19 protein-coding genes are annotated in these 22,652 nt (G+C 43.9%); 11 read left to right on the forward strand and 8 right to left on the reverse strand.

The window, feature by feature from the left end:
- Positions 1-174: 174 nt before the first annotated feature.
- Together AR334_RS24660 and AR334_RS24665 are read right to left on the reverse strand one after the other, a co-directional pair.
- Positions 175-465 (reverse strand): restriction endonuclease, encoded by a 291-nt coding sequence (locus AR334_RS24660; RefSeq protein ID WP_066320186.1) that lies wholly within the window; start codon positions 463-465, stop codon positions 175-177.
- A 6-nt stretch (positions 466-471) separates the two neighbouring features.
- A complete protein-coding gene (locus tag AR334_RS24665) occupies positions 472-837 on the reverse strand; it encodes a carboxymuconolactone decarboxylase family protein (RefSeq protein WP_066320195.1) in 366 nt (121 codons plus the stop codon).
- Positions 838-1,032: 195 nt separating this feature from the next.
- Here AR334_RS24665 and AR334_RS24670 point away from each other — a divergent pair, with 195 nt between their 5' ends.
- Entirely contained in the window at positions 1,033-1,554 is a 522-nt protein-coding gene (locus AR334_RS24670; protein ID WP_066320197.1) for a PadR family transcriptional regulator, read from the forward strand.
- A gap of 64 nt (positions 1,555-1,618) precedes the next feature.
- On the forward strand, positions 1,619-2,599 hold the full coding sequence (locus AR334_RS24675; RefSeq protein ID WP_066320198.1) for an alpha/beta fold hydrolase: 981 nt from the start codon (positions 1,619-1,621) through the stop codon (positions 2,597-2,599).
- A 32-nt stretch (positions 2,600-2,631) separates the two neighbouring features.
- Here AR334_RS24675 and AR334_RS24680 read toward each other — a convergent pair whose 3' ends face one another.
- The gene (locus AR334_RS24680; protein ID WP_066320201.1) at positions 2,632-4,395 is read right to left on the reverse strand and encodes an ABC transporter substrate-binding protein; all 1,764 of its coding nucleotides are present in this window, start codon (positions 4,393-4,395) and stop codon (positions 2,632-2,634) included.
- Positions 4,396-4,499: 104 nt separating this feature from the next.
- Here AR334_RS24680 and AR334_RS24685 point away from each other — a divergent pair, with 104 nt between their 5' ends.
- From AR334_RS24685 to AR334_RS24700, 4 genes are all read left to right on the forward strand, one after another.
- Positions 4,500-5,726, forward strand: a complete 1,227-nt coding sequence (locus tag AR334_RS24685; protein ID WP_066320203.1) for an MFS transporter — start codon at positions 4,500-4,502, stop codon at positions 5,724-5,726.
- A 15-nt stretch (positions 5,727-5,741) separates the two neighbouring features.
- Positions 5,742-6,269 (forward strand): HXXEE domain-containing protein, encoded by a 528-nt coding sequence (locus AR334_RS24690; protein WP_066320206.1) that lies wholly within the window; start codon positions 5,742-5,744, stop codon positions 6,267-6,269.
- Positions 6,270-6,287: 18 nt separating this feature from the next.
- Entirely contained in the window at positions 6,288-6,707 is a 420-nt protein-coding gene (locus AR334_RS24695) for a GNAT family N-acetyltransferase (RefSeq protein ID WP_066320207.1), read from the forward strand.
- 370 nt (positions 6,708-7,077) lie between these two features.
- Positions 7,078-7,938: an alpha/beta fold hydrolase gene (locus AR334_RS24700; protein WP_066320209.1), complete on the forward strand. Its 861-nt coding sequence runs from the start codon at positions 7,078-7,080 to the stop codon at positions 7,936-7,938.
- A gap of 91 nt (positions 7,939-8,029) precedes the next feature.
- On the opposite strand, the gene AR334_RS24705 is transcribed toward AR334_RS24700, so the two are convergent.
- Complete coding sequence (locus AR334_RS24705) at positions 8,030-9,469, reverse strand: L,D-transpeptidase family protein (RefSeq protein ID WP_066320220.1); 1,440 nt, start codon at positions 9,467-9,469, stop codon at positions 8,030-8,032.
- 160 nt (positions 9,470-9,629) lie between these two features.
- Positions 9,630-10,520: an AraC family transcriptional regulator gene (locus AR334_RS24710; protein ID WP_066320222.1), complete on the reverse strand. Its 891-nt coding sequence runs from the start codon at positions 10,518-10,520 to the stop codon at positions 9,630-9,632.
- Positions 10,521-10,678: 158 nt separating this feature from the next.
- Between AR334_RS24710 and dpaL the strand changes: the two genes are divergently transcribed.
- The 4 genes from dpaL (at position 10,679) to AR334_RS24725 (ending at position 17,254) form a co-directional block, all read left to right on the forward strand.
- Positions 10,679-11,905, forward strand: coding sequence for a diaminopropionate ammonia-lyase (dpaL, locus tag AR334_RS24715; protein ID WP_066320224.1), 1,227 nt, complete (start codon positions 10,679-10,681; stop codon positions 11,903-11,905).
- A 27-nt stretch (positions 11,906-11,932) separates the two neighbouring features.
- A complete protein-coding gene (locus AR334_RS30180; protein ID WP_082693101.1) occupies positions 11,933-12,118 on the forward strand; it encodes a hypothetical protein in 186 nt (61 codons plus the stop codon).
- A gap of 8 nt (positions 12,119-12,126) precedes the next feature.
- Positions 12,127-12,489, forward strand: a complete 363-nt coding sequence (locus AR334_RS24720) for a M20/M25/M40 family metallo-hydrolase (protein WP_082693102.1) — start codon at positions 12,127-12,129, stop codon at positions 12,487-12,489.
- Positions 12,490-12,949: 460 nt separating this feature from the next.
- On the forward strand, positions 12,950-17,254 hold the full coding sequence (locus tag AR334_RS24725; RefSeq protein ID WP_066320226.1) for a S8 family peptidase: 4,305 nt from the start codon (positions 12,950-12,952) through the stop codon (positions 17,252-17,254).
- Between the two features lie 97 nt (positions 17,255-17,351).
- On the opposite strand, the gene AR334_RS24730 is transcribed toward AR334_RS24725, so the two are convergent.
- The 3 genes from AR334_RS24730 to AR334_RS24740 form a co-directional block, all read right to left on the reverse strand.
- The gene (locus tag AR334_RS24730; protein ID WP_066320234.1) at positions 17,352-17,792 is read right to left on the reverse strand and encodes a YtoQ family protein; all 441 of its coding nucleotides are present in this window, start codon (positions 17,790-17,792) and stop codon (positions 17,352-17,354) included.
- 136 nt (positions 17,793-17,928) lie between these two features.
- Positions 17,929-20,961 carry an efflux RND transporter permease subunit gene (locus tag AR334_RS24735; protein ID WP_066320237.1) on the reverse strand — a complete coding sequence of 1,011 codons (3,033 nt, stop codon included), beginning with the start codon at positions 20,959-20,961 and terminating at the stop codon, positions 17,929-17,931.
- A 166-nt stretch (positions 20,962-21,127) separates the two neighbouring features.
- Positions 21,128-21,643 (reverse strand): type 1 glutamine amidotransferase domain-containing protein, encoded by a 516-nt coding sequence (locus tag AR334_RS24740; protein WP_066320241.1) that lies wholly within the window; start codon positions 21,641-21,643, stop codon positions 21,128-21,130.
- Positions 21,644-21,838: 195 nt separating this feature from the next.
- Between AR334_RS24740 and AR334_RS24745 the strand changes: the two genes are divergently transcribed.
- The gene (locus AR334_RS24745; protein WP_066320356.1) at positions 21,839-22,621 is read left to right on the forward strand and encodes a transporter substrate-binding domain-containing protein; all 783 of its coding nucleotides are present in this window, start codon (positions 21,839-21,841) and stop codon (positions 22,619-22,621) included.
- Positions 22,622-22,652 lie beyond the last annotated feature (31 nt).

A 22,652-nucleotide genomic window follows, 5' to 3' on the forward strand; every position in this document is an offset into this window, starting at 1 on the left:
ATCTAGTCGACCGCGTCATGGGACTGATCTCCATGACGCATCAGAGGGGAAAATCCTATCGAACGCGACATGAGACTGCCGCCCATGACGTATCAGAGTCTCAGAAGCTGATATAAGAATTGCCGAGAAAAATACATTCTCTCGACAATCTAGAGGGAGTGATCCCTCTTTTTTTTACCTTTTCCGGCCTTTCCGGTCATTAGATTTTTTGATTTTCATTAGTTTTGTCGGAGGCTGCTTGCGGATCCATTTGATAAAACGGGCAAGCTGATCATCCGTCTGCAAGTCTTTAATCGTTGTCAGTCTTGCAGCAATTTCCTCATTCGTATACAGGGCATGAATTTGCTTGTGACACGGGATGCAGAGGTTGGCCGTAGCCCCGAAGGTCCCGCCCATTTCCTTTGGAAGCAAGTGATGGACAGTGGTTTCAACCTCAGTTCGTCCGCATAGTTCACATGTGTCCATTAGAAATTACTGTTTAAGCTGATTTAACTCATGCATGCATTCTTGAACCAAAGTGACCCCCTGGCTCATGGCGGCCCCTCCGCCAAACGCAGCGGTTACACCAACGGTTTCCAGGATTTCCTCTTCGGAACACCCCTGATCCAAACAGCCTTTTGTGTGATAGATGATGCAATATTCGTCCTGAGAATACAAGCTAATTCCTAACGCAATTAACTGCTTTTGCTTTTGGGACAAAACTCCTTCTTGAAAGCAAGCTTCAGTGAACGCATTAAATTTCTCGGCAAGATGAGGCATCTTTTTCGTAAAGGACCCTAACCCTTCTTTATAATGGTGTAACGCTGACTCAGTAGAATTTCCTGCTTGGTATTCCATATTGATCCTGCTCCTTATGTTGTGATTTAAAATCCAAACTTATTATTTCCAAACAGTGCCTGAATAGTCATATTGCTTCATAGCATACTCCATTCTTTTCAGTAAAAAAATGTATAAATAATAGTTGACATTATTTGGTTAAAATCATAAAATAAAAATATCCAAATTTGGATATACGAAATTGGAGGTTATCTAATGTCAGAATTGGTTATTTTGGGCTTGTTAAAAATAAAGCCGATGCATGGGTATGAAATCCAGACGATCATCCAGGAAAGCAAAATTGATGACTGGGCAAACCTGTTATCCGGTTCGATTTATTATTCCATCTCTAAATTGGAGAAAGAAGGATTAATTGAACCTTTCAAAGAAGAACGGACGGGATCAAGGATAAGGGTAATTTATAAAATCACCAAGGAGGGAGAAGATCGGCACTTTGAACTGTTAAAAGAAAACCTGGCTGGGAAACCCCATTCCTTGAAATCAGATTTTATGCTGGCGTTGTCCATGATTCACCATCTCGATAAAAATACGGCCATTTCGATTCTTAAACAAAATCTCATGAATGTCATCAAACTTAGAGACGAGTGGGTTGCAAGAAAACAGGCTGCTAGTGAGTCGAAAGGGTCCAATCCACTGATGTTATTAACGTTTGAAAGCAGCATAGAGATTTTGAATATCGATATAAAAACACTAGAAAAAGCAATTGAGTTGATATAATTTTTTTAAACGAATATCCAAATTTGGATATTCAAATTAAACTATAAAAGGAGAGCGAAATAAAATGAATATATTAGCTAAAACTAGAAAAATAACTGGAGAAAACAGTATTGTAACTATGGAAAAAGTAATGATTGGCGGGGTAAAGCAGTCGATTATGATTCGGGGAGAAAATCGGGACAATCCGGTTCTGCTCATGGTTCATGGCGGACCGGGCCAAAGTGAAATCTATCTTTCCCATATGCTCAATGGTCCGCTTGAAAAGCATTTCACCATTGTCAATTGGGACCAAAGGGGAGCGGCAAAATCCTATTCCATGGACGTTAAGCCTGAGCATATGACGCTGGCCCAATTACATGCCGATGGTGAAGAAGTGATTCAATATGTCAGGAATAAATTAAATAAACCGCAAGAAAAGTTTTATCTTCACGGTCATTCGTTCGGGACGATATTGGGGATGCTAATGGCGAAAAAATACCCGGAATATTTTCATGCCTATATTGGAACGGCCCAAGTGGTAGGTTTGTTAGACAATCTTATTACATCTTACGATTGGACGATGAAGAAGGCAAAGGAGCTAGGAAATCAAAAAGCAATAGACGAGTTAGAACAAATCGGAAGACCGCCATTTAACAATTTTAGTAAAGGGCTGTGGAAGTATTCGGTCTGGTTAGCTAAGTTTGGCGGGAAAATGTACAACAGCCAGGGAACGGAAATATTTAAAGGGATTTTTTCAGCTCCGGAATATAGTTTGCTTGATAAATTAAAGTTCTTTCGAGGCTCATTTTTTAGCGTAAAGCACCTGCATCAAGAATTACTTCAAACCAACTTAAAAGAAATCGTTACCTCCATCGACATCCCTGTCTATTTCTTCTTAGGAAAACATGATTATTCTGCACCACATGCACTAGCACATGAATATTTCCAGCTATTAAAGGCGCCAAGCAAGGAATTAATCTGGTTTGAAAAATCAGGTCATATGCCGCAATTTGAAGAAAGCTCCAGGTATGTTGAAGAATTATCGAATATTACAAAAAGGCAATAAAATGAAGGAAGCAGACGACTCTGCTTCTTTCACTATTTCATGCACTTCGGCTTAATCCAGATATTTTTAAAATCGACCTGCCCATGGGCATTTAACTGGACACCTTTAATGGAAGGGTCGAAGCTCGACGCCAAATTTTTATGGACCAAAAAGACGACAGCAGTTTCGTCAATAAACCGGGCCTCTATTTCTGCAAAAAGCCGCGAGCGGTCCTTTGCCTTTGCTGTCGAGAGGATGACATCTATTGTCCTATCAATAAACTCCACAGTATCCTCGTCGAGATGCTGTCGTAAAAAGCTAAACCCTGATTGGTAAAGTTCGATTTTCGACAACTCCTTTTCGCCCCATACAGCCTCAAACAAAATGCAGTCCGCTTGATCGATATGTTCCTGATTCAGGATCTCGCTCCAGCCGAGAATCGTTACTTCCATCAGGATGCCGTACCGGGCCGCTTCACGTTTGATCCATTCGGCATCGGACTGATGGCGGTCGTAGGTGAAAAGATGAAGAGTTTCCCCGAGATAACCTGATGCCTGCAACAAAGTGTTGATTTCCTCATCCGCCACCGTTTCAAAAGTCGTGTTCAGCGATTGCTGTATTTCAAAACTAAAGGATGCAGTCATCCTCGGCGCTCCAAGCTCCGTAATTAATTTCTTTCGGTCAATCAGTTTGCTGACAACTTGTCTGAAATGAATGTTTTGCTGCGGGGCGGTTTTTTTTCTTAGGTTGAAGGTAAACAGGGTGCTCCCTTCGTAAATTCCTTCAATGTGTTCCTTTAATGAACTGCCAAAATAATTGCCTTCGCCCGTATTGACAAAAATGCTGCTTTTCTCCTCCAGTAATTCTTTCTCATATTCTTTTGGTACATTGAAAATTTCAAAACGGTCGACGAATGGCCTACCCTCATAATAATGGGGATTAGCCTTGAGGACGCAGTAGTTTTTATCAAAGGTATGAACCATGAAAGGGCCAGTTCCAATATAGCCTGCACTCCCCGAAGGAATAATTGAGAGAGCTGGAAAGCTTAGGAAGGCCAAAAATAATGCATTCGGTTTATGCAAAATGAACCGGACTGTATACGGGTCCAAACACTCGACGAGACGAATATTCTCAACAAGCCAGAATTGTTTAAAATCCGGCTGTAGAAGCAATGAAAATGTGTAATCGATGTCTGCTGAGGTGAGCTCCTTGCCGTTGTGAAACAGGACTCCTTTTTTTAGGAAAAATGTCCACTCTGTTTGATCCTCGTTACATTCCCAATGGTGGGAAAGCTTCCCCGCAGCTGTTTCAGCAGCATAATCATAGACAACAATCGTGTCATATACCTGTCTGATAAGATGGACATCGAAGTCGAAAAAAGCCTGCGAGGGAACCATCGAATTAAAAGTGCGAAACATCGGGAGCCGGATAATATCCTTGACTTCCTGTTTTTCGTAACCAAAAAATGGAGTCAGCCATTGCAAAAGGCGGATTTTCAAAGCGGGAGTGCCGTAAGCGGCGGCAAGCTCGAATCCCTCGGTAATCCTGCCCGCTTTAAATAGGGAAATCGCCTCGATAAACGTTGCTTCATCAACCGATTTTAAAAAGGTAAGATGCGATTTATTTCCGCGCCCGCGGCCAGGAGAAAAAGACACCAAGCCGGATTCCGTCAATTTGGTTAGAATCAGCTTTGCATTCCGCTGCGTGCAAAACCATAGATCCGCTAGTTCCTCCATTGTTGTGGTAACGGGGGCGTGATCCGGATGCTGCTGATAATAATCACGAATGGCTTTATAATCCTCGATTAGCCGGTTCATGTTTCCCACTCCTAAAACCTGAAATAAATCCCCTGCATTTCTTCCATTTTTCCGTTTGAAAAATGACCTTACAATAAATGCAAAGCTTGAAAGGGGATGGAATTTTGTCGGTATCATCTGTTGAGGTGAATAAAAAACCTGTGAGTATTTGGAGGAACCAATCCTTCCTCATTCTGCTAAGTTCCACGTTTTTGCTGAGTGTGGCCAACCGGATTTATGAACTGCTATTGCCGTTGATCCTCTTGGAACTGACGAATTCTTCGGTTGCCGTCACGACGATGCGGACTGCAGAGTTATTGCCCAATTTACTGTTTGGGATTTTTATAGGCGTGTTCGTTGACCGCATGAATAAAAAGAGGCTTGCGCTATGGGCGATTGGTCTGCAAGCAGGGCTGCTTCTGTGTTTGGCCTGGATGTTGAAGATAGAAACGGAATGGCTAGTGCCATATTATGCCATTGGATTCTTACTGATGACGTGTAATTACGGATATTTTAATGCACAGGTTGGGCTTGTAAAAATGAATATTCCAACACAGTATTTGAATTCCGCGAATGCCAAGTTTTCGTTTATTGAAACCTTTGTCAGCGTGATGGGACCAGTCATTTCTGGACTGATGCTGCTGTTGCCATTTTTCTATAACGGGGTGTTGGTGACGGCTTTTGCGTATGCACTTTGCTTTATGATTCTATCCCGGTTATCGCACCAACCAGAAGCACCACGGCAGGCAAGATCCAGTTTCCTGGCCGATTTTCGTGAAGGATGGGATGCCTTCAGGGCAAACAAGGCGCTATGGATGATGACTATGTTTATCATGGTATTGAATTCAACCATGACCGTTGTCCAAACCACGGTGGTTATTTTTGCTAAAATGGAGCTTGGCCTTGCTTCTTCGGAAGTGGCGTTGGTGATGGCGGCTGCCGGGATTGGAGGAATGGCAGGCAGTCTATTGTCAAGCAAACTGCGAATGTCTTGGGGTCTTGGTGTCTTGTTCGGCGCTTCCGCAATCTTCCATATGGCAGCCTATTTGTTGATGTATTTTTCAAATGATTACCATATGTTGATTATAGCATTGTTTATCAGCGGCTTGGCAACCTCGTTCTACTCCGTTTGCGCTTATACATTTAGGCTCGAACAAACACCTTCCGAACTGATCGGCCGGATCAGTGGCATCACCGGAACGTTTTTCAGAGTAGGAATGCCAATTACGGTTTTTGCGTCTGGGTGGGTGATGAATAGCTGGGGGACCGCTCTAATCTTTCTCCTAGCTGGCATGGTAAACCTGATTGTATTTTTCGTGTACCGCACTACATTTTTATGGAAGTTAAGGTAATTTGGAGGGATCTTTATGGATTTACACACGTTGATTTGGCTGTTTCCTGTCGTCTTTGTTTTTCATGATTTTGAAGAAATCATTATGATGGAAAAATGGCTGGTGCGGAACAGGGCCACGATTTACGAAAAATTACCGCCAAAATTGGCAGGTAGGGTGATTCGGCAATTTTCATTATCAACAGCGCAATTTGCTGCGGCTGTATTGGTGATCTTTCTGTTTGTCAGCCTGTCAACCTTTATGGCCAGCCAATATGTGAATGGTGGTGCTTTTCTTGGAAACATTTATATGTTTACCGTCCTGCAATTGGTCTTTTTTATCCATGTATTCACTCATGTGGGCCAGTCGATCTTGTTTCGGTCTGTTACGCCCGGAGTCATTACTTCCGTCTTGTTTGTCTTGCCTTATAGCGCGTTGATGTTACATGAACTTTTACAAAATGACCTCATTACATGGCATACCATCATCATTTGTCTGCCATTTGTATTACTGATACTGCCGATTGTATTACTGGCCCATTGGATTGGAAAAAGAACAGCGTAATTGGAGGGAGTGTTCGGTATGGTATATAAACAAGTTGAAAAACTGACAAGCAGTCAACTAAACGATTTAGTTCGGTTATTTCAAATGGAATGGTGGACAAAAGGCCGCGAACTGAAAGAGGTGGAGGCCATGGTGGAACATTCCGATATCATTGTCGGTTTAATCGCTCCCGACACGGAAGAGTTGATCGGGTTTGCTAGGGTGCTGAGTGATTTTGTCTATAAAGCTTTCATTTTTGATGTGGTGGTCAGTGAGCGATACCGTGGACAAATGCTTGGCAGGCAGCTGTTGGATGCGATCATCCACCATCCTAGGCTCCAAGGGGTTAAGCATTTTGAACTTTATTGCCGCCCTGAAATGCTGCCATTCTATCAAAAGTGGGGATTCTCAGATGAGTTGGGGGCGCTGCATTTCATGCGAAGGGTGAACAGCAAGTAATTTTTCAAAAAGCTATTTTCATAGAGTAGTTGTTTTGAGACAAACCTGTAAGAACGATTGTCTCGCCTGTTACGGAAATTAATAACGACCGAACTCAAGAAAAAAGCTTTATCTCGGTCGATAAGAAGGGCTCTAAACGACCGAAGCGGTGAAAAAACCAGTCGCCCGGTCGATAAGAAGAGCTCTAAACGACCGAAGCGGTGAAAAAACAAATCGCCCGGTCGATAAGAAGGGCTCTAAACGACCGAAGTGGTGAAAAATTCAGTCGCCCGGTCGATAAGGCGAGCTAAACGACCGAACCTCTGGAACAGCCTTCTTTCGTGGTTGGTATGAAATAGAGAATAATCAAAATATCCCCGTGAGGTGTAACATGAAAAATTTGACCTTTCCAGATTCGATCAAGAAGGAACTTTATTACAAGCGATATGACGAATCGCTAAAGCAATGGAATATGGACATCGAGACGTTTTATATCGATACAACATTTGGGAAAACGCATGTGATCGCCTGCGGCCCAAGGGATGCCCAGCCGGTTGTGCTGATTCACGGGATGACCGTAAGTTCGACCATGTGGTTTGCCAATGCTCCCGTTTGGTCACAAAAGTACCGAGTCTATGCCATTGATACGATCGGAGATTTTGGAAAGAGTGAATGTCAGCGTCCAATCACGACATCCTTGGAATTGAATTCCTGGTTGAATGAGGTACTCGATGCCTTAAAAGTGGACGATATGTATTTAATCGGCCATTCTATGGGAGGGTGGATCGCGTTACAATATACTTTACATTCTGAAAGAGTCAAGAAACTAGTTTTATTGGCGCCGGTCATGAGTTTAAACGGTCTGAATTGGAAATTCCTGTTCAAATTATTACCTGCAACTCTAGTAAGAAATTGCTATGGGATTAGGAAATTGTATAATTGGATGTTTGCCAAACAAAATACGCCAGACCCAATATTGTATGATCAATTCTTGGCCGGATATCGATTTGGAAGAATTCAATTAAAGGTGGCTCCGACTGTTTTTAAAGAGGCAGAGCTGAAACAATTGCGGCCTGACACACTAGTGCTGATTGGTGAGGATGAAGTGATATATTCGTCTATCGACCAGGCGATAAAGCGTGCTGAAGGGTCGCCGAAAATGGCGGTACATGTGATCCCCAACAGTTCACATTGTTTGCCAGCCGAACAATCCCATGACGTGAATCAATTGGTTATTCAGTTTTTAGGATAGAAATGATTGAATGAGAGCTAGTTAAGTAAATAAAATAGGCTGCCGAAAGGTTTTTCGACAGCCTCAAGGGACGGTATAACCGTCCCTCGAATTAATAAACTACAACCGGATCATTGGCGCTAAGATTATTAAACACGGTTTTCATCACGCTTGGCGGTGTGTTGACACAGCCATGTGAACCATTGTTAAGATAAATGTTCCCGCCAAATTCTGACCTCCAGTTGGCATCGTGGAACCCCTGTCCGTCATTTGTAAACGGGACCCAATATTGAACAGGAGTCTGATACGTGATTTTTCCGTTTTCTCTGCCCGTCAGGACGGAAGGTGTCTTTTTATAGAGTACATACCATACTCCCTTGTGGGTATCATGACCGGTGCTGTGTTTCCCGGTTACGACATTCGTTGTAAGGACTAATTGTCCATTTTTGTAAATCCAAATCCGTTGCTGGGCAATGGAAACTTCGGCATACGTATCGCCAATGCCATTGTTCGCGATTGTTTCATATCCGTAGCCTTCACCCTTCCAGCCTTTGCCGTAAATATTGGTTGCGGTAACTGATTTCTCCCCATTTTCAAAAGCTGCCTGGATGAGCGGGAATTCTTTGTCAATATTAATGGCCCAGCCATAGCCTTTACCTGGAACTGATATCACCGAACCGGAAGAGGTCTTGAAGCTGAAATCTTTATTTAATGTCGATTGTGAATTATTAATTTCAGCAATCTTATTTTTGATATCACCAGCATCATCAATCTTAATCTGCAAGTCTTTTGAAATAGACGCATTTTTAATTAATTCTCTGGCGTTTAATGAATAGACTTTATCTTGAACCTTATATTCAACGGTCTGCGCAAGAAATTCCTCCAGCTTTTTCTGTTGGTTTTTTATAAACTCGCTGTCTTCCTTAATGGGCTGTATATATGCAGGATTAAGATGGATTTCACCAATATATTCTTGCTGGTCGTAATCCTTTAAAAGACTGGCGACGTCATACTGCTTTCCGTCAATGCTGTTCGTGACCACAATTTGCCCTTGTTCCAAATGAACCGTTGCATCTGTTGGCACTTGTAAACCCTCATTCATCGATAACAGCTTTTCTTCTACCTGTTTTTTCAATGTCTCGCTTCGAAATGGATCCTCATTGGGCATTAAGGAGAAATTCTTTTCCTTTGAGGTAGGAAAAAACGTCCACTGATCCTTTAGAAATTTCTTGATACTTGGCAAATCTTGTTCAGTAAAGTTCATCTTTGTATCTTTTCCATCTAAAATCTGTTGCTCTCCTACATAGACAACGTTTGATATAACGGTTGATTGTAATTTTTTGAGTCCATCATCAGCCGTTAGCCCACCTACTTTTATCCCGTTAATTTTGATTTGTGAATTAAAGTGGGTTGCCTGGTAATAACTGATCCCCGCGATGGTGAGGGCAATGATCAGGATGATACCAGACACGATAAACTTCCAGTTTGCAAGCCCTTTAGTTGAGTTACCCCTTCGTTTGCCTATTTCTTCAATCGTTACGGTACTTTCCATCAAGATTCCCCCTAGAACTCATTCTCCGGCTTTACTATCCTATATACTAAGACTTATGGTCTTTGGTAAAAGTTACCGATTTTAAAAAAGTAATAATTTATACTACCATTGTACTAAAAATCATAATCGAACATTGTCGGATTTTGTTCGGACATGAAATTTAATCGGTGTGTGTTTTATATTTTTTGTAAGCCAATGGAGTCATGTTCATGGAATCCCTGAATTTCCTAATAAAATAGCTTGTACTATTAAAACCGACTTGATATGCAACTTCAGTAACGTTGGAATCATTTTGCTGAAGAAGATATAAGCTCTTTTGAATCCGATAATCCATCACATAATTGATGGGTGTGCATTTTAAAAATCGCTTGAAGTATCGGCAGCATTCAGAATGGCTCAGTTGGCCCGCCCTTGCAATATCCTCTAACAGTATTTTTTCTGCATAATGCTGATGAATCCAGCTTAACATTTGTTTCATTCTTTGGCTCTTGACCATTTCTGTCTGAACATATTCCAGTTGAAAACCATTAACGATTAAGTTTTTCCAAATGGATAGTAGCTGCATCGTAATATCCGTTTCAAAGTACGGGGATTTCTGCCCAATACAATGATTCATTTCGAAAATGGCATTTAAAATGTTTTTGCCCCAATTCTTATTTGGATCTAAAAATAGGTATGGTAAATTTGTAGCTTGAATATAAGGCTTTACATAGGAAGTATAGAGTTCTTGTGGTAAAACAAAATGTGGAGAAATATTTAAACAAATATAAACACAACCCGATTGATCTTTTTCCTGTGCCATGTGCAGACATCCGCTATTAATAAACAGTCCTTCGCCTTCTCGGACTACGATTGAATCTTCATTCACCTGGATCGTGGCTTCCCCTTTTACGACCAACACAAATTGGATTTCGTCATGCCAATGAAGTGGAATATAGCCATGTATATTTTGATTGATGGTTGTTTCATAACAGGCAATCGGCATAACAACCGTATGGTGCTTGGTTAGCTCTTTTAAACTTTCATCAATCATGAAGTTTTTCATTTGCATGGCAAATACCTCAATAGATTTATATTTTTCTATTCGATAATAGTATTTTTTAAGCAAATATACAATTACTATAAAAATATAATTACATTTAAATATGAGGTTAACCAACCATCCGCTGATTGCGATGCGGGCAAAAAATAAATGTGGGAGATATAAAAATGAGAGATTTAGCACAGGTCAAATATTTTGCAAATGAAAATGCTAGAAAAGCAGATGCTGAGAAAGCATCTGCAGCATTTATGAATCGTGAAGTAGTGGAAAAGGTAAGAAATTTTCATAAAAGCTTTCCAGAGTATAAAGTAACGCCGCTTCACAGCTTAGATCAGTTGTCTAAACAATTTGGTGTTAGCCATATATGGGTGAAGGATGAATCGTACCGATTTGGGCTTAATGCTTTTAAAGTATTAGGGGGTTCTTATGCTGTCGGCCAATACTTGGCAGAGAAATTAAACGTGGATATTTCGGAGCTTTCTTTTGAAAAACTACGAAGTAATGAAGTGAAACAGAAACTCGGAGATATTACGTTTGTAACAGCAACAGATGGAAATCATGGAAGAGGCATTGCTTGGGCTGCCAACCAGCTGGGACAAAAATCAGTCGTTTTAATGCCAAAAGGGTCTTCTGAAATAAGATTAAACAATATACGAAAAGAAGGAGCAGAGGCCTATATAACCGATCTTAACTATGATGATACAGTTAGGCTGGCAAGCCAGAAAGCGGAAGAAAATGGCTGGGTCTTGGTACAGGATACGGCATGGGATGGATATGAAAAGATTCCAACCTGGATTATGCAGGGGTATGGAACGATCCTGGACGAAGCAGTGGAACAGATTGCCGAAGCAGGTCAGGACCGCCCGACGCATATGTTTTTACAGGCAGGAGTTGGGTCTTTTGCTGGCAGCATGCTCGGATATCTTGTGGAAAAATGGGGAGATGAACGCCCTATTACCGTGATCGTCGAGCCAGATAAAGCTGATTGTCTATACAAATCTATGAATATAGGTGATGGACGGCCTCATTCAGTAACGGGCGCTTTGAATACGATCATGGCAGGTTTAGCATGTGGGGAACCTAGTACATCCTCGTGGGGTGTTTTAAGAGATTATGCTGAACTCTTTGTTTCTTGTTCGGATTATGTGGCCGCCCGAGGAATGCGAATTCTTGCCAACCCATTGGGCAGTGACCCTCATATTGTTTCAGGCGAATCTGGTGCAGTTGGGCCTGGATTAGTCAGTTTAGCAGTTGATAAAATATCGCTCAATAATATGAAAGAATCATTAAACCTGAATCAAGATTCGAAAATTCTAATTATCAGTACAGAAGGTGACACGGATCCGGAACATTACAGAAAAGTAGTTTGGGATGGGGCGTATCCGTCTGTATAGAGTGTTAACAGGAGAGGGGGATTTAATATGGACAGTAAAAATTTTGAAAAGCAACTTATGGAGTGGAGGCACTATCTTCATGCCCACCCGGAAAGCGCTTTTGAAGAAAAGAATACTTCAGACTTTGTTGCTAAGGTATTAACAGATTTGGGATTAGAGGTTCATAGAAATATTGGCGGGACTGGAATCGCCAGAGATACAAAAAGCTACTAGAGGAACGGATGCGAACGATCAGTGAGGGAATATGCCAAATAAATGGAGTGGGATGCCAGTTTGAGTATACCCATGAATTTGCACCCACAGTTAACTGGGCAGAGTGTGTGGATATTGCAGTAAAAGCAGCCCGAAATGTAGTTGGCGAGAATAAGGTGGATGAAAATTGTCAGCCGTGGACGGCTTCTGAAGACTTTGGCGCGTTTTTGCAGAAAATTCCTGGGTGCTTTGTCTTTATCGGAAATGGTGACGATTCTGATGGAGTTGGCAACGTGCCGCTTCATAACTCTAGCTATGACTTTAATGATAAGATCTTAAAAATTGGCGCGGAATATTTTGCAGAGCTAATCAGAGTTCGTTTACCCAGATAAAGTAGTTTCATATGTTTTTAATATAACGCTCAATTAAAGCAAGGGACGGTTTGAACCGTCCCTTGCTATTTTATTGACTTCACCCCTTAATGGGAAAAATAAACTATTCATAATGGAAGTTGAAAGGTATTGATCTTGTCTTTGTATCTATTAAACCAGGTAAAAAGAATTATTTTTTTAGGGAGTTTTGGGGCAATTGTGTAAGCATGGGCCTTAACGCATGTCTTTATATTTATACAACGCCGGATGATATGAAATTGGACTCAATTTTTAATTTTCCCAATAACAACCAAATTATCAATTTCCAATTTGAACCATTTTTTGTACCATCCTTCGACAATATTACGAGCTGTCAACGCTTATTTTTAAGATAGCACCTAAGAATTAACATAAAGTGTGCGAAGAAAGGAGGGCAGCGAGGGTTATTGAAAAAAGGAAAAATACTTAGGGAGGTAAGTGGATGAAAAGAAGAAACAGACGCCTTTTCTCGATTCTCTTAACAGCGGTCCTGATGCTGCCGATGCTGTTTCAGCCGAACTTGAATGTGGCGGCCGCAACGAAAGGGGCCAGCACATCTGCAAAGGATGCAGTACCAACACCAGAGCAAAAAGTGAGCAAATCCTTAACAAAGCAATTTGAAGCAGCAGACAAAGTTACTTTCCTCATCAAAATGAAAGAGCAGGTGGATACGGCCAAGGTCGCCAGGGATACCGAGAAAATAGCGGCACAGGCCAAGGCTACACCGGCCAAAACCAAATCGCTGAAACGGAACACGCTTGTTTCTGAGTTGAAAGCGACAGCGGCGGAAACGCAGGCTGACTTGCTCACCTTCCTGGAAGAGCAGGTTAAAGCTGGCAACGCCAAGGATATCCAGTCGTTCTTCGTGGTCAATGGTATTGCTGTCACAGCCACAAAGGAAGTCATGGAAAAAGCAGCATCCTTTTTGGAAGTTGAAAAAATCCTGCCGAACGAAACAAGACAATTGTTCGTTCCAGAAAAATCATCCGGCACCGCCGTTCAGGAACCAGCATCCACCACCGCCGGTATTGAATGGAATATTGACCGGGTTGGCGCTCCAAGAGTGTGGGAAATGGGGATTGACGGCAGCGGCACCGTCATCGGTTCGATTGATACTGGTGTTCAATGGGACCATCCGGCATTAAAAGATAAATACCGCGGCTACAACTCTGCAACCGGCCAAGCGGATCACACGTACAGCTGGCTTGACGCGGTCAGAGGCCAAGCCACTCCATATGACGATGTCGGTCACGGCACTCATACTGTCGGAACCATGGTCGGGGCTGATCCAAGCGGGCAGAATGTGATTGGCGTTGCGCCAGGCGCAAAGTGGATTGCTGTTAAAGCATTCACATCAGCAGGCGGAACAGATGCCGATTTATTGGAAGCTGGCCAGTGGATGATGAATCCTGGCGGTGACCCTGACAAGGCGCCGGATGTTATCAACAATTCATGGGGCGGCGGTCCAGGACTGGACGAGTGGTACCGTCCGATGGTGCAGGCTTGGGTAGCAGCAGAAATTTTCCCAGAATTCTCTGCAGGCAATACGACGCTGAGCAATCCAGGCGGACCAGGCTCTGTAGCCAATCCAGCCAATTATCCAGAATCGTTCGCGACAGGCGCAACTGATATCAACAACAAGCTTGGAAGCTTCTCGTTACTTGGACCGTCTCCTTATGGGGAAATCAAACCGGAAATGACCGCACCAGGCGTGAACATTCGTTCAGCGGTTCCGGGCAATGGCTATGAAGGTGGCTGGAATGGCACGTCAATGGCAGGTCCGCACGTATCGGCAGCGGTTGCGTTGCTGAAGCAGGCCAATGCCAGCTTGACCGTCGCTGATTTGGAGCAAATTTTGAAAACGACAGCCATTCCGTTAACGGACGGAACGTATCCAACGTCGCCAAACAACGGCTATGGGTCAGGGTTATTGAATGTATATGATGCCGTTTCTTCAGTGGTCTCCGGCTTAGGGAAATTGAAGGGACAGGTGACAAAAGAAGGGGACGACAGTGAAGCACCGGTGTTAACGCATTCCCAACCTGCCACGGTTTTCGCAGGAATGCCGCTAACGTTAGAAGCTTCAGCTGCCGACAATATTAGTGTAACAGATGTTTCATTCCAGTACCAAAAACAAGATGGCACTTGGGCAACTGTTGCCGTTGATCGAGTTGCCGGCGATTATAAAAATGCGACCTACCGCGCGACTATTCCTGGGGCCGATATTGCCGTGGGCAACCTCGTCTACAAATGGAAGGCCGTCGACTTTGGCGGGAACGAGGCTGTAAGCGAGCACACCGTTACGGTGGTACCGGGAATCACCGTCGGCTATGTCGCCGATTTTGAAAGCAATCCGGATGGCTGGACTTCCTATGGGGCGATGAATTCCTGGCAGTGGGGCGTTCCAACTAGCGGACCGCGGGCTGCTTTTTCCGGTGAAAAAGTCTATGCGACCAATCTAGCCGGCAACTACGACAGCCGTGCCAATGCGAACCTGCAAATGCCTCCGATTGACTTGCCGGAAGGAAACAGCTATCTGCAATTCAAGCAATGGTATGATCTGGAGCGCAACTATGACTACGGCCATGTGTTTGTCTCGACAGATGGCATCAATTGGGTACAAAAACTGCGCGTCAACAATTTGTCGAATGGCTGGATTGACGGCGAAGTCAACCTTAGCGAATATGCAGGCCAGCGAATCTACATCGCGTTCAATCTCACCACCGATGGCAGTGTGGTGAAGGCAGGGTGGTATCTCGATGACGTCAAGCTGACTGATACACCGCTTCCTGCACCTGCAGCTGTGGAAAAAGAAGACACGGCTGACGCAGCAGATTCCGTGAAAAAAGAGCAAGTCAATCCTGATAAGATTACCGTCGTGAAACCGGAAGCTGACAAGTCCGCTGCATCCGACATGGCCGCCGCACCAATGGCACTGCCGATGCAGGCACAAGTAACCGTCATAGAGTCGGGTCGTTCCGTGACGACCAACCCTGCAAATGGTGGCTACGAGATGACCCATGCGGCCGGAACCTACACCGTTAAGGCCGAGGCCTATGGGTTTGCGTCACAGACTACATCGGTCACGATTGACAATGACAGTACCGCGACTGCCAACTTTACGCTTCAGGAATTGGCAAAGGGAACAGTCTCTGGAACCATTACTAATCAAGCAACCGGACTTCCTGTTGCTGGCGCAACAGTGTATCTGGTAGAAGATGCAAAAATTGCCCCTGTGATTACAGATGAAAACGGGCATTTTTCGATTACAGCCTATGAAGGCCATTACACGCTGAAGATCGTTGCTCCGCATTATTATAGCCAGGATACAACGATCAACCTAAAAGGAAACATTGAGCAAAACATTGCACTGAAGCCGTTCATCGGTTTCCGCGGTGAAATCGGCTATGACGATGGTACGGCAGAAAATGCCCGCGCGTTTTATGATGCCGGCAATGGCTGGGCCGTGAAAATGTCATTGGCAGAAGGACACAAAAAGGCATTGGTAACTGGCGGATTATTCCGCTTCTGGACATCCGAATGGCCGGTTCCTGGTGGCACCGCCTTTAAGGTCGCCGTTTACGATGCATCCGGTCCTGACGGCGCACCAGGCAAGAAGCTGGCTGGCCCATTTGATGCAACCGCGCTTCGCAATGGCCAGTGGACACACGTGGATTTAAGCTCTCATGGTATTCTCGTTGAAGGCGATTTCTATTTGGTTTATATCCAAGCTGATATCAATACGAAGTCTCCTGGTTTGGCGACAGACGAGAATGGTAAAAATGCCAAGCGCAGCTGGCAGTTGGTCAGCGGCGGCTGGGCACCGTCTCCTGAAGCCGAAGGAAACTACATGATCCGTGCCGTTGTTGATTACGAAGTAACTGCACCAACGATTACCGCACCGGTTGACGGAACGTTCACTAATAGTGAAACGGTTACGGTAACAGGTGAAGTCGCACCAACGACGAAGGTTCATATTTTTAACAAAGGCACAGAAGTGGCTGTCGCGGATGCCCAGGATAATGGCACATACGCGGTCGATGTCAAGCTGGCCGCTGGTGAAAACCAATTGACAGCCAAGGCTTCCACTGAGCAAGGAATGACGGATGCTTCGGCACCGGTGACCATCATCTATGATGCGGTAGCGCCGGAATTGACGATTGGCGCGCCTGCTGACGGCAGCAAGCTGAATACCGAAACCGTGACCGTAAGCGGCACAGTCGCAGACGAACATTTGAGTTTCGTGTTCGTGAACGGAACAACAGCGAAGGTCGAGGATGGCAAGTATTCCGCCCGCATCATGCTGGATCAAGGCGTTAATCAGATCTCTGTCGTGGCCAAGGATAAAGCGGGGAACATGACTGAAAAATCGGTGAGTGTCGATGTAGATTACACGGCGCCACAAATCCAAAACCTAAAGCCAGAGGAAGATAAGGAACTTAAGAAAGGCGAAACTGTAAAAATTGAATTCACGAGCGAGCCTGGCTTAAACGCTTCCTTCACGATTCAAATGCCGTTAACACAATTAAATGCGGCCAGTCAGCTTCAGGCTTCTAACGCCACCGAGCTGCCGATGATGGAAGTGTCACCGGGTAATTATGTCGGCTATTACACCGCTACGAAAGACATGAAAGCCGCAGGAGCCGTCATCGAGGTAAAAGTAATCGATTCCTATGGCAACGAATCACGCAAAACCACCGACGGAAAACTCTATATCAACGAAAAAATACCGAAACCAAAAAAATAAGTCCTACAGGGATGCCTGGGACGGTTTTGTTTCCTGGTACTAAAGGGAAGCAGAGAACCCGTCCCTTGCTTCCCTTTTTTCATGTTCCTTGATTACCCTATTCAAAGATGTAACTAATGACTTCCAATGCCTGCTCGACGGTTTCTACGGTTACGTTTGCTTTATTCGACAGTTCCTTTAAGGGATGAATTAACGACTGGGGTCTAATGATGATTGTAGGTTTGTTCATCGCAATCGCTGTGCTGGCATCCATGGCCGTATTCCACTGTTTATACTTCTCGCCAAATAAGGCAATGACAATATCTGATTTCTGCATCAATACCTGGGTCCGAAAATTATTTATGTCAGAAGCAGCATCGTCCTTATATAAATTTCCGGGCTGTTTTCCAAGAATTTCTTCACCAATCTGATCGGACCGGTCGTGGTTTGTCTGCGGACCCACAAAGATTAATGGAAGATTTTTTTCCTCTGCCATCTTTGCCACTTCATCCCGCCAATTATCGTGAATTTGCCCAGCTAAATAAACAGTTAATTCCACTAATATCCCTCCAATGTAGATTTGTTCCAATTCTAATACTATAAAACTTGTGGTGAGAATGCCAGAAGGACGTTTCTCCTTGCTCCTTAGGAGCCATGAGAAACGTCCTTCCTTCAAGTTTTATCCTCTTTTTTCTTTATTGACCCAAAGTACCTGTTACCTGACTGGCTTGCAGCCTCTGTTTCTTCGCCTTCCGGAAATGGAATAATTCATAGAAGGTCGGAATGACAATCAGTGTCAACAGCGTAGACACTAGAAGTCCGAAAATAACGACGACGGCAAGACCTTTTGAAACAAGATTAAGGCTCATTGCCGATTCATGGGCAAACAACAGTGGCACCATTGCAAATACTGTAGCAAGGGCCGTCATCAAAATCGGACGAAGACGGACGGTGCCTGCTTCCAAAATCGCTTCGCGGATTGTCATGGTTTCTTCGTTGTGACGGATTCGGTCCACCAGCACGATGGCATTCGTGACCACGATTCCCACGAGCATCAGCATGCCGATGCCGGAAGAAATATTGATGCTTGTTTGGGTAACAACCAGCCCTAATAGCGAACCGATGGCCGCAAGCGGCAGTGAAATCAGGATCGCGATGCTGGCCCGGAACGACTTTAAGGTCACAAGCAAAATCATAAACACGATACCGATCGAGAACATCGACAGTTTGGCAAGTTCCATTAATTGATCGGATGATTGCATCGATGAACCGGTAAGCTCGGCGCTTGTGTTTTTGGCAAATGCATCATCTTTGTTCCAAGTTGGCAGCTGTTGCTGAATTTTTCCGGCCACGTCCACCATCTTATCTGGATTGACTTGAGCCGTGACTTGGAGATAATGATGGCCATCTTTTGTAAAAATGATTCCCTGCTCCTGACTTTCTTCTACCTTTGCGATGCTTGATAAAGTAACGGGACCAGTTGGTGTCATGAGCTGCAGATTTTTTAAATCGTCTGCTGTTTTGATTTCTTTCAGAGCTCCCAATTTTACGGCCGTAATGCGGTCTTCTATTTTGACGGCACCAATCACAGCGGGCTTTATCATGGCATAAATTGACTGGGAGATTTCCTGTGCATTGGCTGCCTTCGAATCCACCTCAATGGTTAGAGTTGGCTTTGTATTTTGATCGTTGCTTTCTACTTTTTCGACACCATCAATGCTTGCTAACTTTTCCTTTACAAAATCAGCGGCTTTTTTAATGTCGGCATCATTTTTTCCAAGGACATCAACTGAAACAGTTGTGGCATTGGCTCCGAGTAATCCGGCGGTGTCAGCCGTCAGCTCCGCGTCCGGAAATTGGTCTTTTGTTTTGCGGATGTCTTGGACAAACTTGGCTGAATCGGTCCCTTCTTCAGGGAAGACCATAAAGCGTACGGTATTTGCATCTGTCAGATTGCCGTACTGCGCCGCTTCCTCATTGATTCCTGCGATGGCGATATGGGTTTTTACCCCCTCTTTATCGGAAAGAATCCCTTCCATTTTTGAAACATCGTCTTTTATTTTGCTAAAAGGGGTACCACTATCATAGCGAAGACCGATGGCTATGTAGGCGGAATCCTTTTGGTCGACAGACCCTTTAGGCATGCTTAAAAATAATCCGATGGACCCGACCACAACCAGAACGGCTATCGTGATGGGAAGCCATTTGTGGTTAAGCGACCATTTTAACAGTGATGGATAGAAAGACTTGCTCTTGTGCTCTTTTACCTTAACCTTTGTCATCATCCGGGCGCTGAGTGCTGGTACCACGGTAAGCGACACAAGCAGGGAAGCCAGTAATGAGCATGTAATGGTAATCGCGAACGGAGCAACAATATCCCGTAATCCTCCCGAGACGATCAGCATCGGCAGGAATACCGCCACAGTTGTGAGCGTGGAAGAGGTGATGGCTGCGCCCACTTCCTTAACCGCATCAATCAAAAAGGCAGGGGTTAATTCATTGTTTTTCTTTCTTCGGTAAATATTTTCTACGACCACGATACTGTCATCGACAAGCCGTCCGACTGATACCGCGATTCCACCGAGCGTCAGAATGTTTAATGTGACGCCAAAGAAAGAAAGCAGAATCATTGTTATGCAAAGGGACAGCGGTATGCTGACAATCGTGATCAGGGTCATACGGAAGCTGCGCAGGAATACCCAGATGATTAGTGTGGCAAATAATGCCCCAGTCAAAACTTCTCTTGTCATCGAGTTGATGGAATCAAGAATGGTATCCGCCAAATTTATCACAAACGTTGCTTGGAGGGTTCCCTTATAGTCTTTATTGATTTTTTTGACGGTGTCCTCCACCTGTTTTCCGAGAGTTACCGCATTAGAAGTGGAATCCTTTTGAATGACGACATCAATAAAAGGCTTGCCGTCCAAATGGGTGATACTCTCGGTATCTTTTTGCAAGGTAATCTTGGCAACATCCTGCAGTTTGGTGTTCCCGTTTAACCGGATGTTTTTAAGGTCATCCAGTGATTCCATTTTTCCTGTGACGATAATGCTTGTGGCTTCATTGTTTAGCGTTTGATCGCCCATCGCAACAGTGGCATTTTTCCCTTGAAGCAGCGTATAAAGCTTTTCAAGCGGGAATTCAGCTGCTGTGAGTTTGACCGGGTCGACTTCAATCATTACTTGTTGATTTCTTCCGCCATTCGTGATGACATTACCGATACCCTTTAAATCCTTGAGCATCGGCATAATCTCGTTTTCTACAATGTTTAGCTCAGTATTGCCAATTTCTTTATCAAAAGTAAGACCTAATTCTACAATGGGAATTTCGGATGTGTTGAGGTTAACTACATATGGCTTCATGACACCATTGGGGAGTTGGACCATCGAAATTCTTTCTTGGATTTGCTGTTTTGCTTCTTTTACATCAATGCTGGAGTCAAAGGTGACGGTCAGTTGGGTAAAATTATTCCCTGTTTGTGCGACGACATTTTGTTTTCCCTTGACGCCGCTTATTGCTTTTTCAATTGGCTGTGTTACTTGTTCATCCATGCTTACGGCATCGACACCTTGACCCACAACCGAAATGGTGACGTACGGTTGGTCGGCAGATGGCATGAGTTCCATGGGAATCGTGGTGTAACTAAAAATTCCAAAAATCATCGAGGCCAGTACAGCAAACGTCAATGCCGCTTTATTTCGTAACGCCCACTTGGTAAACCAAGTCATAAAAAATATCCCCCTAGTTCAAAAGTAATATAAACAGGTAAATTATACCTCTTATACTACACTGTGAATAGGTTGTTTTTACTATATTTACAAAAATTTTACTTTAGGAGGAAGAAGGAAGGAGCCACTGAAAAAAGGCAGAAGGGGAACCCCCTCTGCCCGATCGCTATCCTAATATTCTCAGAGATTCCCGAACAAATGCCGGAATGTCATCTGGGTTTCTACTTGTGACCAGCTGATTCTCGCAGACAACCACTTCTTTGTCTTGTACATTTCCACCGGCATTCTTTAAATCAACCTGAATCGACGTATATCCGGTTACATCGCGTCCTTCGAGTGTTTCTGCTGTTATCAGCAGCTGAGGGCCATGACAAATAGCGAATACCGGTTTTTTTGCATCCATGAATGCTTTGGTAAATTGAACAAAACGTTCATCTGCACGAAGAATATCTGGAGAAAACCCGCCCGGTATAAAGAGTGCATCAAAGTTCTCCGGGGAAACCTCATCAATACTTTTATCGATGACGACCTCGCTATTTTCTTGCTTTCCCTTCACTGTTTTCCCTATTTCCTTTTCAATTGTGGTTACCTCATGCCCTTTTTCCTTAAAGGATTTCACAGGTTCCGTGTACTCCGAATCCTCAAAATAATCTGTTACTAAAACCGCAATTTTTTTGCTCAATACCCTCACTCCTTCATTATTAAAACTACCCGTTTTTAAATGAATGAAACATTTAAAGATGCTTCCCTATTTTTGTACAGGGAATGATAGATTGGTTTGAGCGGGGAGTGAATCGGGTATTTACATCGTAAGCAAGATACTTAGCGCTAGGGATATTGCCAAAACATATAAGAGGGAAAGGGAATGATAGCCAGCATGTGGGTGAACAAAAAGGTAAAACTATTTTTCAGTTTGATCTTGGTCTGCTTTTTAGCAGCTTGTGCCGAGAAGGAGCAGCTGGCCGACGGATCTAAACTGATAAATAAACATCAATTTGTGTTTGCTGCCTCTGGTGAGTTCAAACCATTTAGTTATATGAACAATGATCTCACTATGGCAGGCTTCGATATTGAGGTTGGCGAAGCCATTGCCAAAGAACTGGGCCTTAAGCCGGTTCAGAAACGGATCAAATTTAAAGGGATTGTTGAAGGGGTCAAAACCGGACGTGCGGATGCAGCCGTTGCCAGCCACACGATTAATCCGCAGCGGAGCAAGCATGTGTCCTTCAGTACTCCCTACTATTATTCCGGTCCGCAAATCTTCACCAGACCCGACAGTCCAATTAAGACGGTCAAAGATTTAGCGGGGAAAGAAGTTGCTGTAGCAAAGGGTTCTACCTATGCCGATACCGCTTCCAACTATACAGACAAAATTAAAACATATGACAGTGATATTACGGCTTTAAAAGCGTTAAGCAGCGGACGGCATGATGCGGTCATCACAGACTTTGTCACCGGGAAAAATGCGGCAAAGGAAGGATTTGAGATTAACGGGCAGCAGTTAATTAATCGCAGTGAACAAGCGATTGTGCTTCCCCAGGATAACCCCAAACTTTTGAAGCGTGTAAACCAAGCGCTAGAACAGCTTCGGGAAAATGGGACACTAGCCCGGATCAGCATCAAATATTTTGGTGAGGACATTACCAAAAAACCTGAATAAATCACCACCATGTACAGAAAGGAAGTAGGTA

Source organism: Bacillus sp. FJAT-29814, assembly GCF_001510715.1.
GTDB lineage: Bacteria > Bacillota > Bacilli > Bacillales > Cytobacillaceae > Neobacillus.

What these genes read in the sequence shown, in the direction of transcription:
- AR334_RS24705 (WP_066320220.1), bottom strand. Translation starts at nt 9,469, where the DNA reads ATGGAAAGTACCGTAACGATTGAAGAAATAGGCAAACGAAGGGGTAAC.
- AR334_RS24690 (WP_066320206.1), top strand. Translation starts at nt 5,742, where the DNA reads ATGGATTTACACACGTTGATTTGGCTGTTTCCTGTCGTCTTTGTTTTT.
- AR334_RS24710 (WP_066320222.1), bottom strand. Translation starts at nt 10,520, where the DNA reads ATGCAAATGAAAAACTTCATGATTGATGAAAGTTTAAAAGAGCTAACC.
- dpaL (WP_066320224.1), top strand. Translation starts at nt 10,679, where the DNA reads ATGAGAGATTTAGCACAGGTCAAATATTTTGCAAATGAAAATGCTAGA.
- AR334_RS24670 (WP_066320197.1), top strand. Translation starts at nt 1,033, where the DNA reads ATGTCAGAATTGGTTATTTTGGGCTTGTTAAAAATAAAGCCGATGCAT.
- AR334_RS24660 (WP_066320186.1), bottom strand. Translation starts at nt 465, where the DNA reads ATGGACACATGTGAACTATGCGGACGAACTGAGGTTGAAACCACTGTC.
- AR334_RS30180 (WP_082693101.1), top strand. Translation starts at nt 11,933, where the DNA reads ATGGACAGTAAAAATTTTGAAAAGCAACTTATGGAGTGGAGGCACTAT.
- AR334_RS24680 (WP_066320201.1), bottom strand. Translation starts at nt 4,395, where the DNA reads ATGAACCGGCTAATCGAGGATTATAAAGCCATTCGTGATTATTATCAG.
- AR334_RS24735 (WP_066320237.1), bottom strand. Translation starts at nt 20,961, where the DNA reads ATGACTTGGTTTACCAAGTGGGCGTTACGAAATAAAGCGGCATTGACG.
- AR334_RS24700 (WP_066320209.1), top strand. Translation starts at nt 7,078, where the DNA reads ATGAAAAATTTGACCTTTCCAGATTCGATCAAGAAGGAACTTTATTAC.
- AR334_RS24675 (WP_066320198.1), top strand. Translation starts at nt 1,619, where the DNA reads ATGAATATATTAGCTAAAACTAGAAAAATAACTGGAGAAAACAGTATT.
- AR334_RS24695 (WP_066320207.1), top strand. Translation starts at nt 6,288, where the DNA reads ATGGTATATAAACAAGTTGAAAAACTGACAAGCAGTCAACTAAACGAT.
- AR334_RS24725 (WP_066320226.1), top strand. Translation starts at nt 12,950, where the DNA reads ATGAAAAGAAGAAACAGACGCCTTTTCTCGATTCTCTTAACAGCGGTC.
- AR334_RS24720 (WP_082693102.1), top strand. Translation starts at nt 12,127, where the DNA reads ATGCGAACGATCAGTGAGGGAATATGCCAAATAAATGGAGTGGGATGC.
- AR334_RS24745 (WP_066320356.1), top strand. Translation starts at nt 21,839, where the DNA reads ATGTGGGTGAACAAAAAGGTAAAACTATTTTTCAGTTTGATCTTGGTC.
- AR334_RS24665 (WP_066320195.1), bottom strand. Translation starts at nt 837, where the DNA reads ATGGAATACCAAGCAGGAAATTCTACTGAGTCAGCGTTACACCATTAT.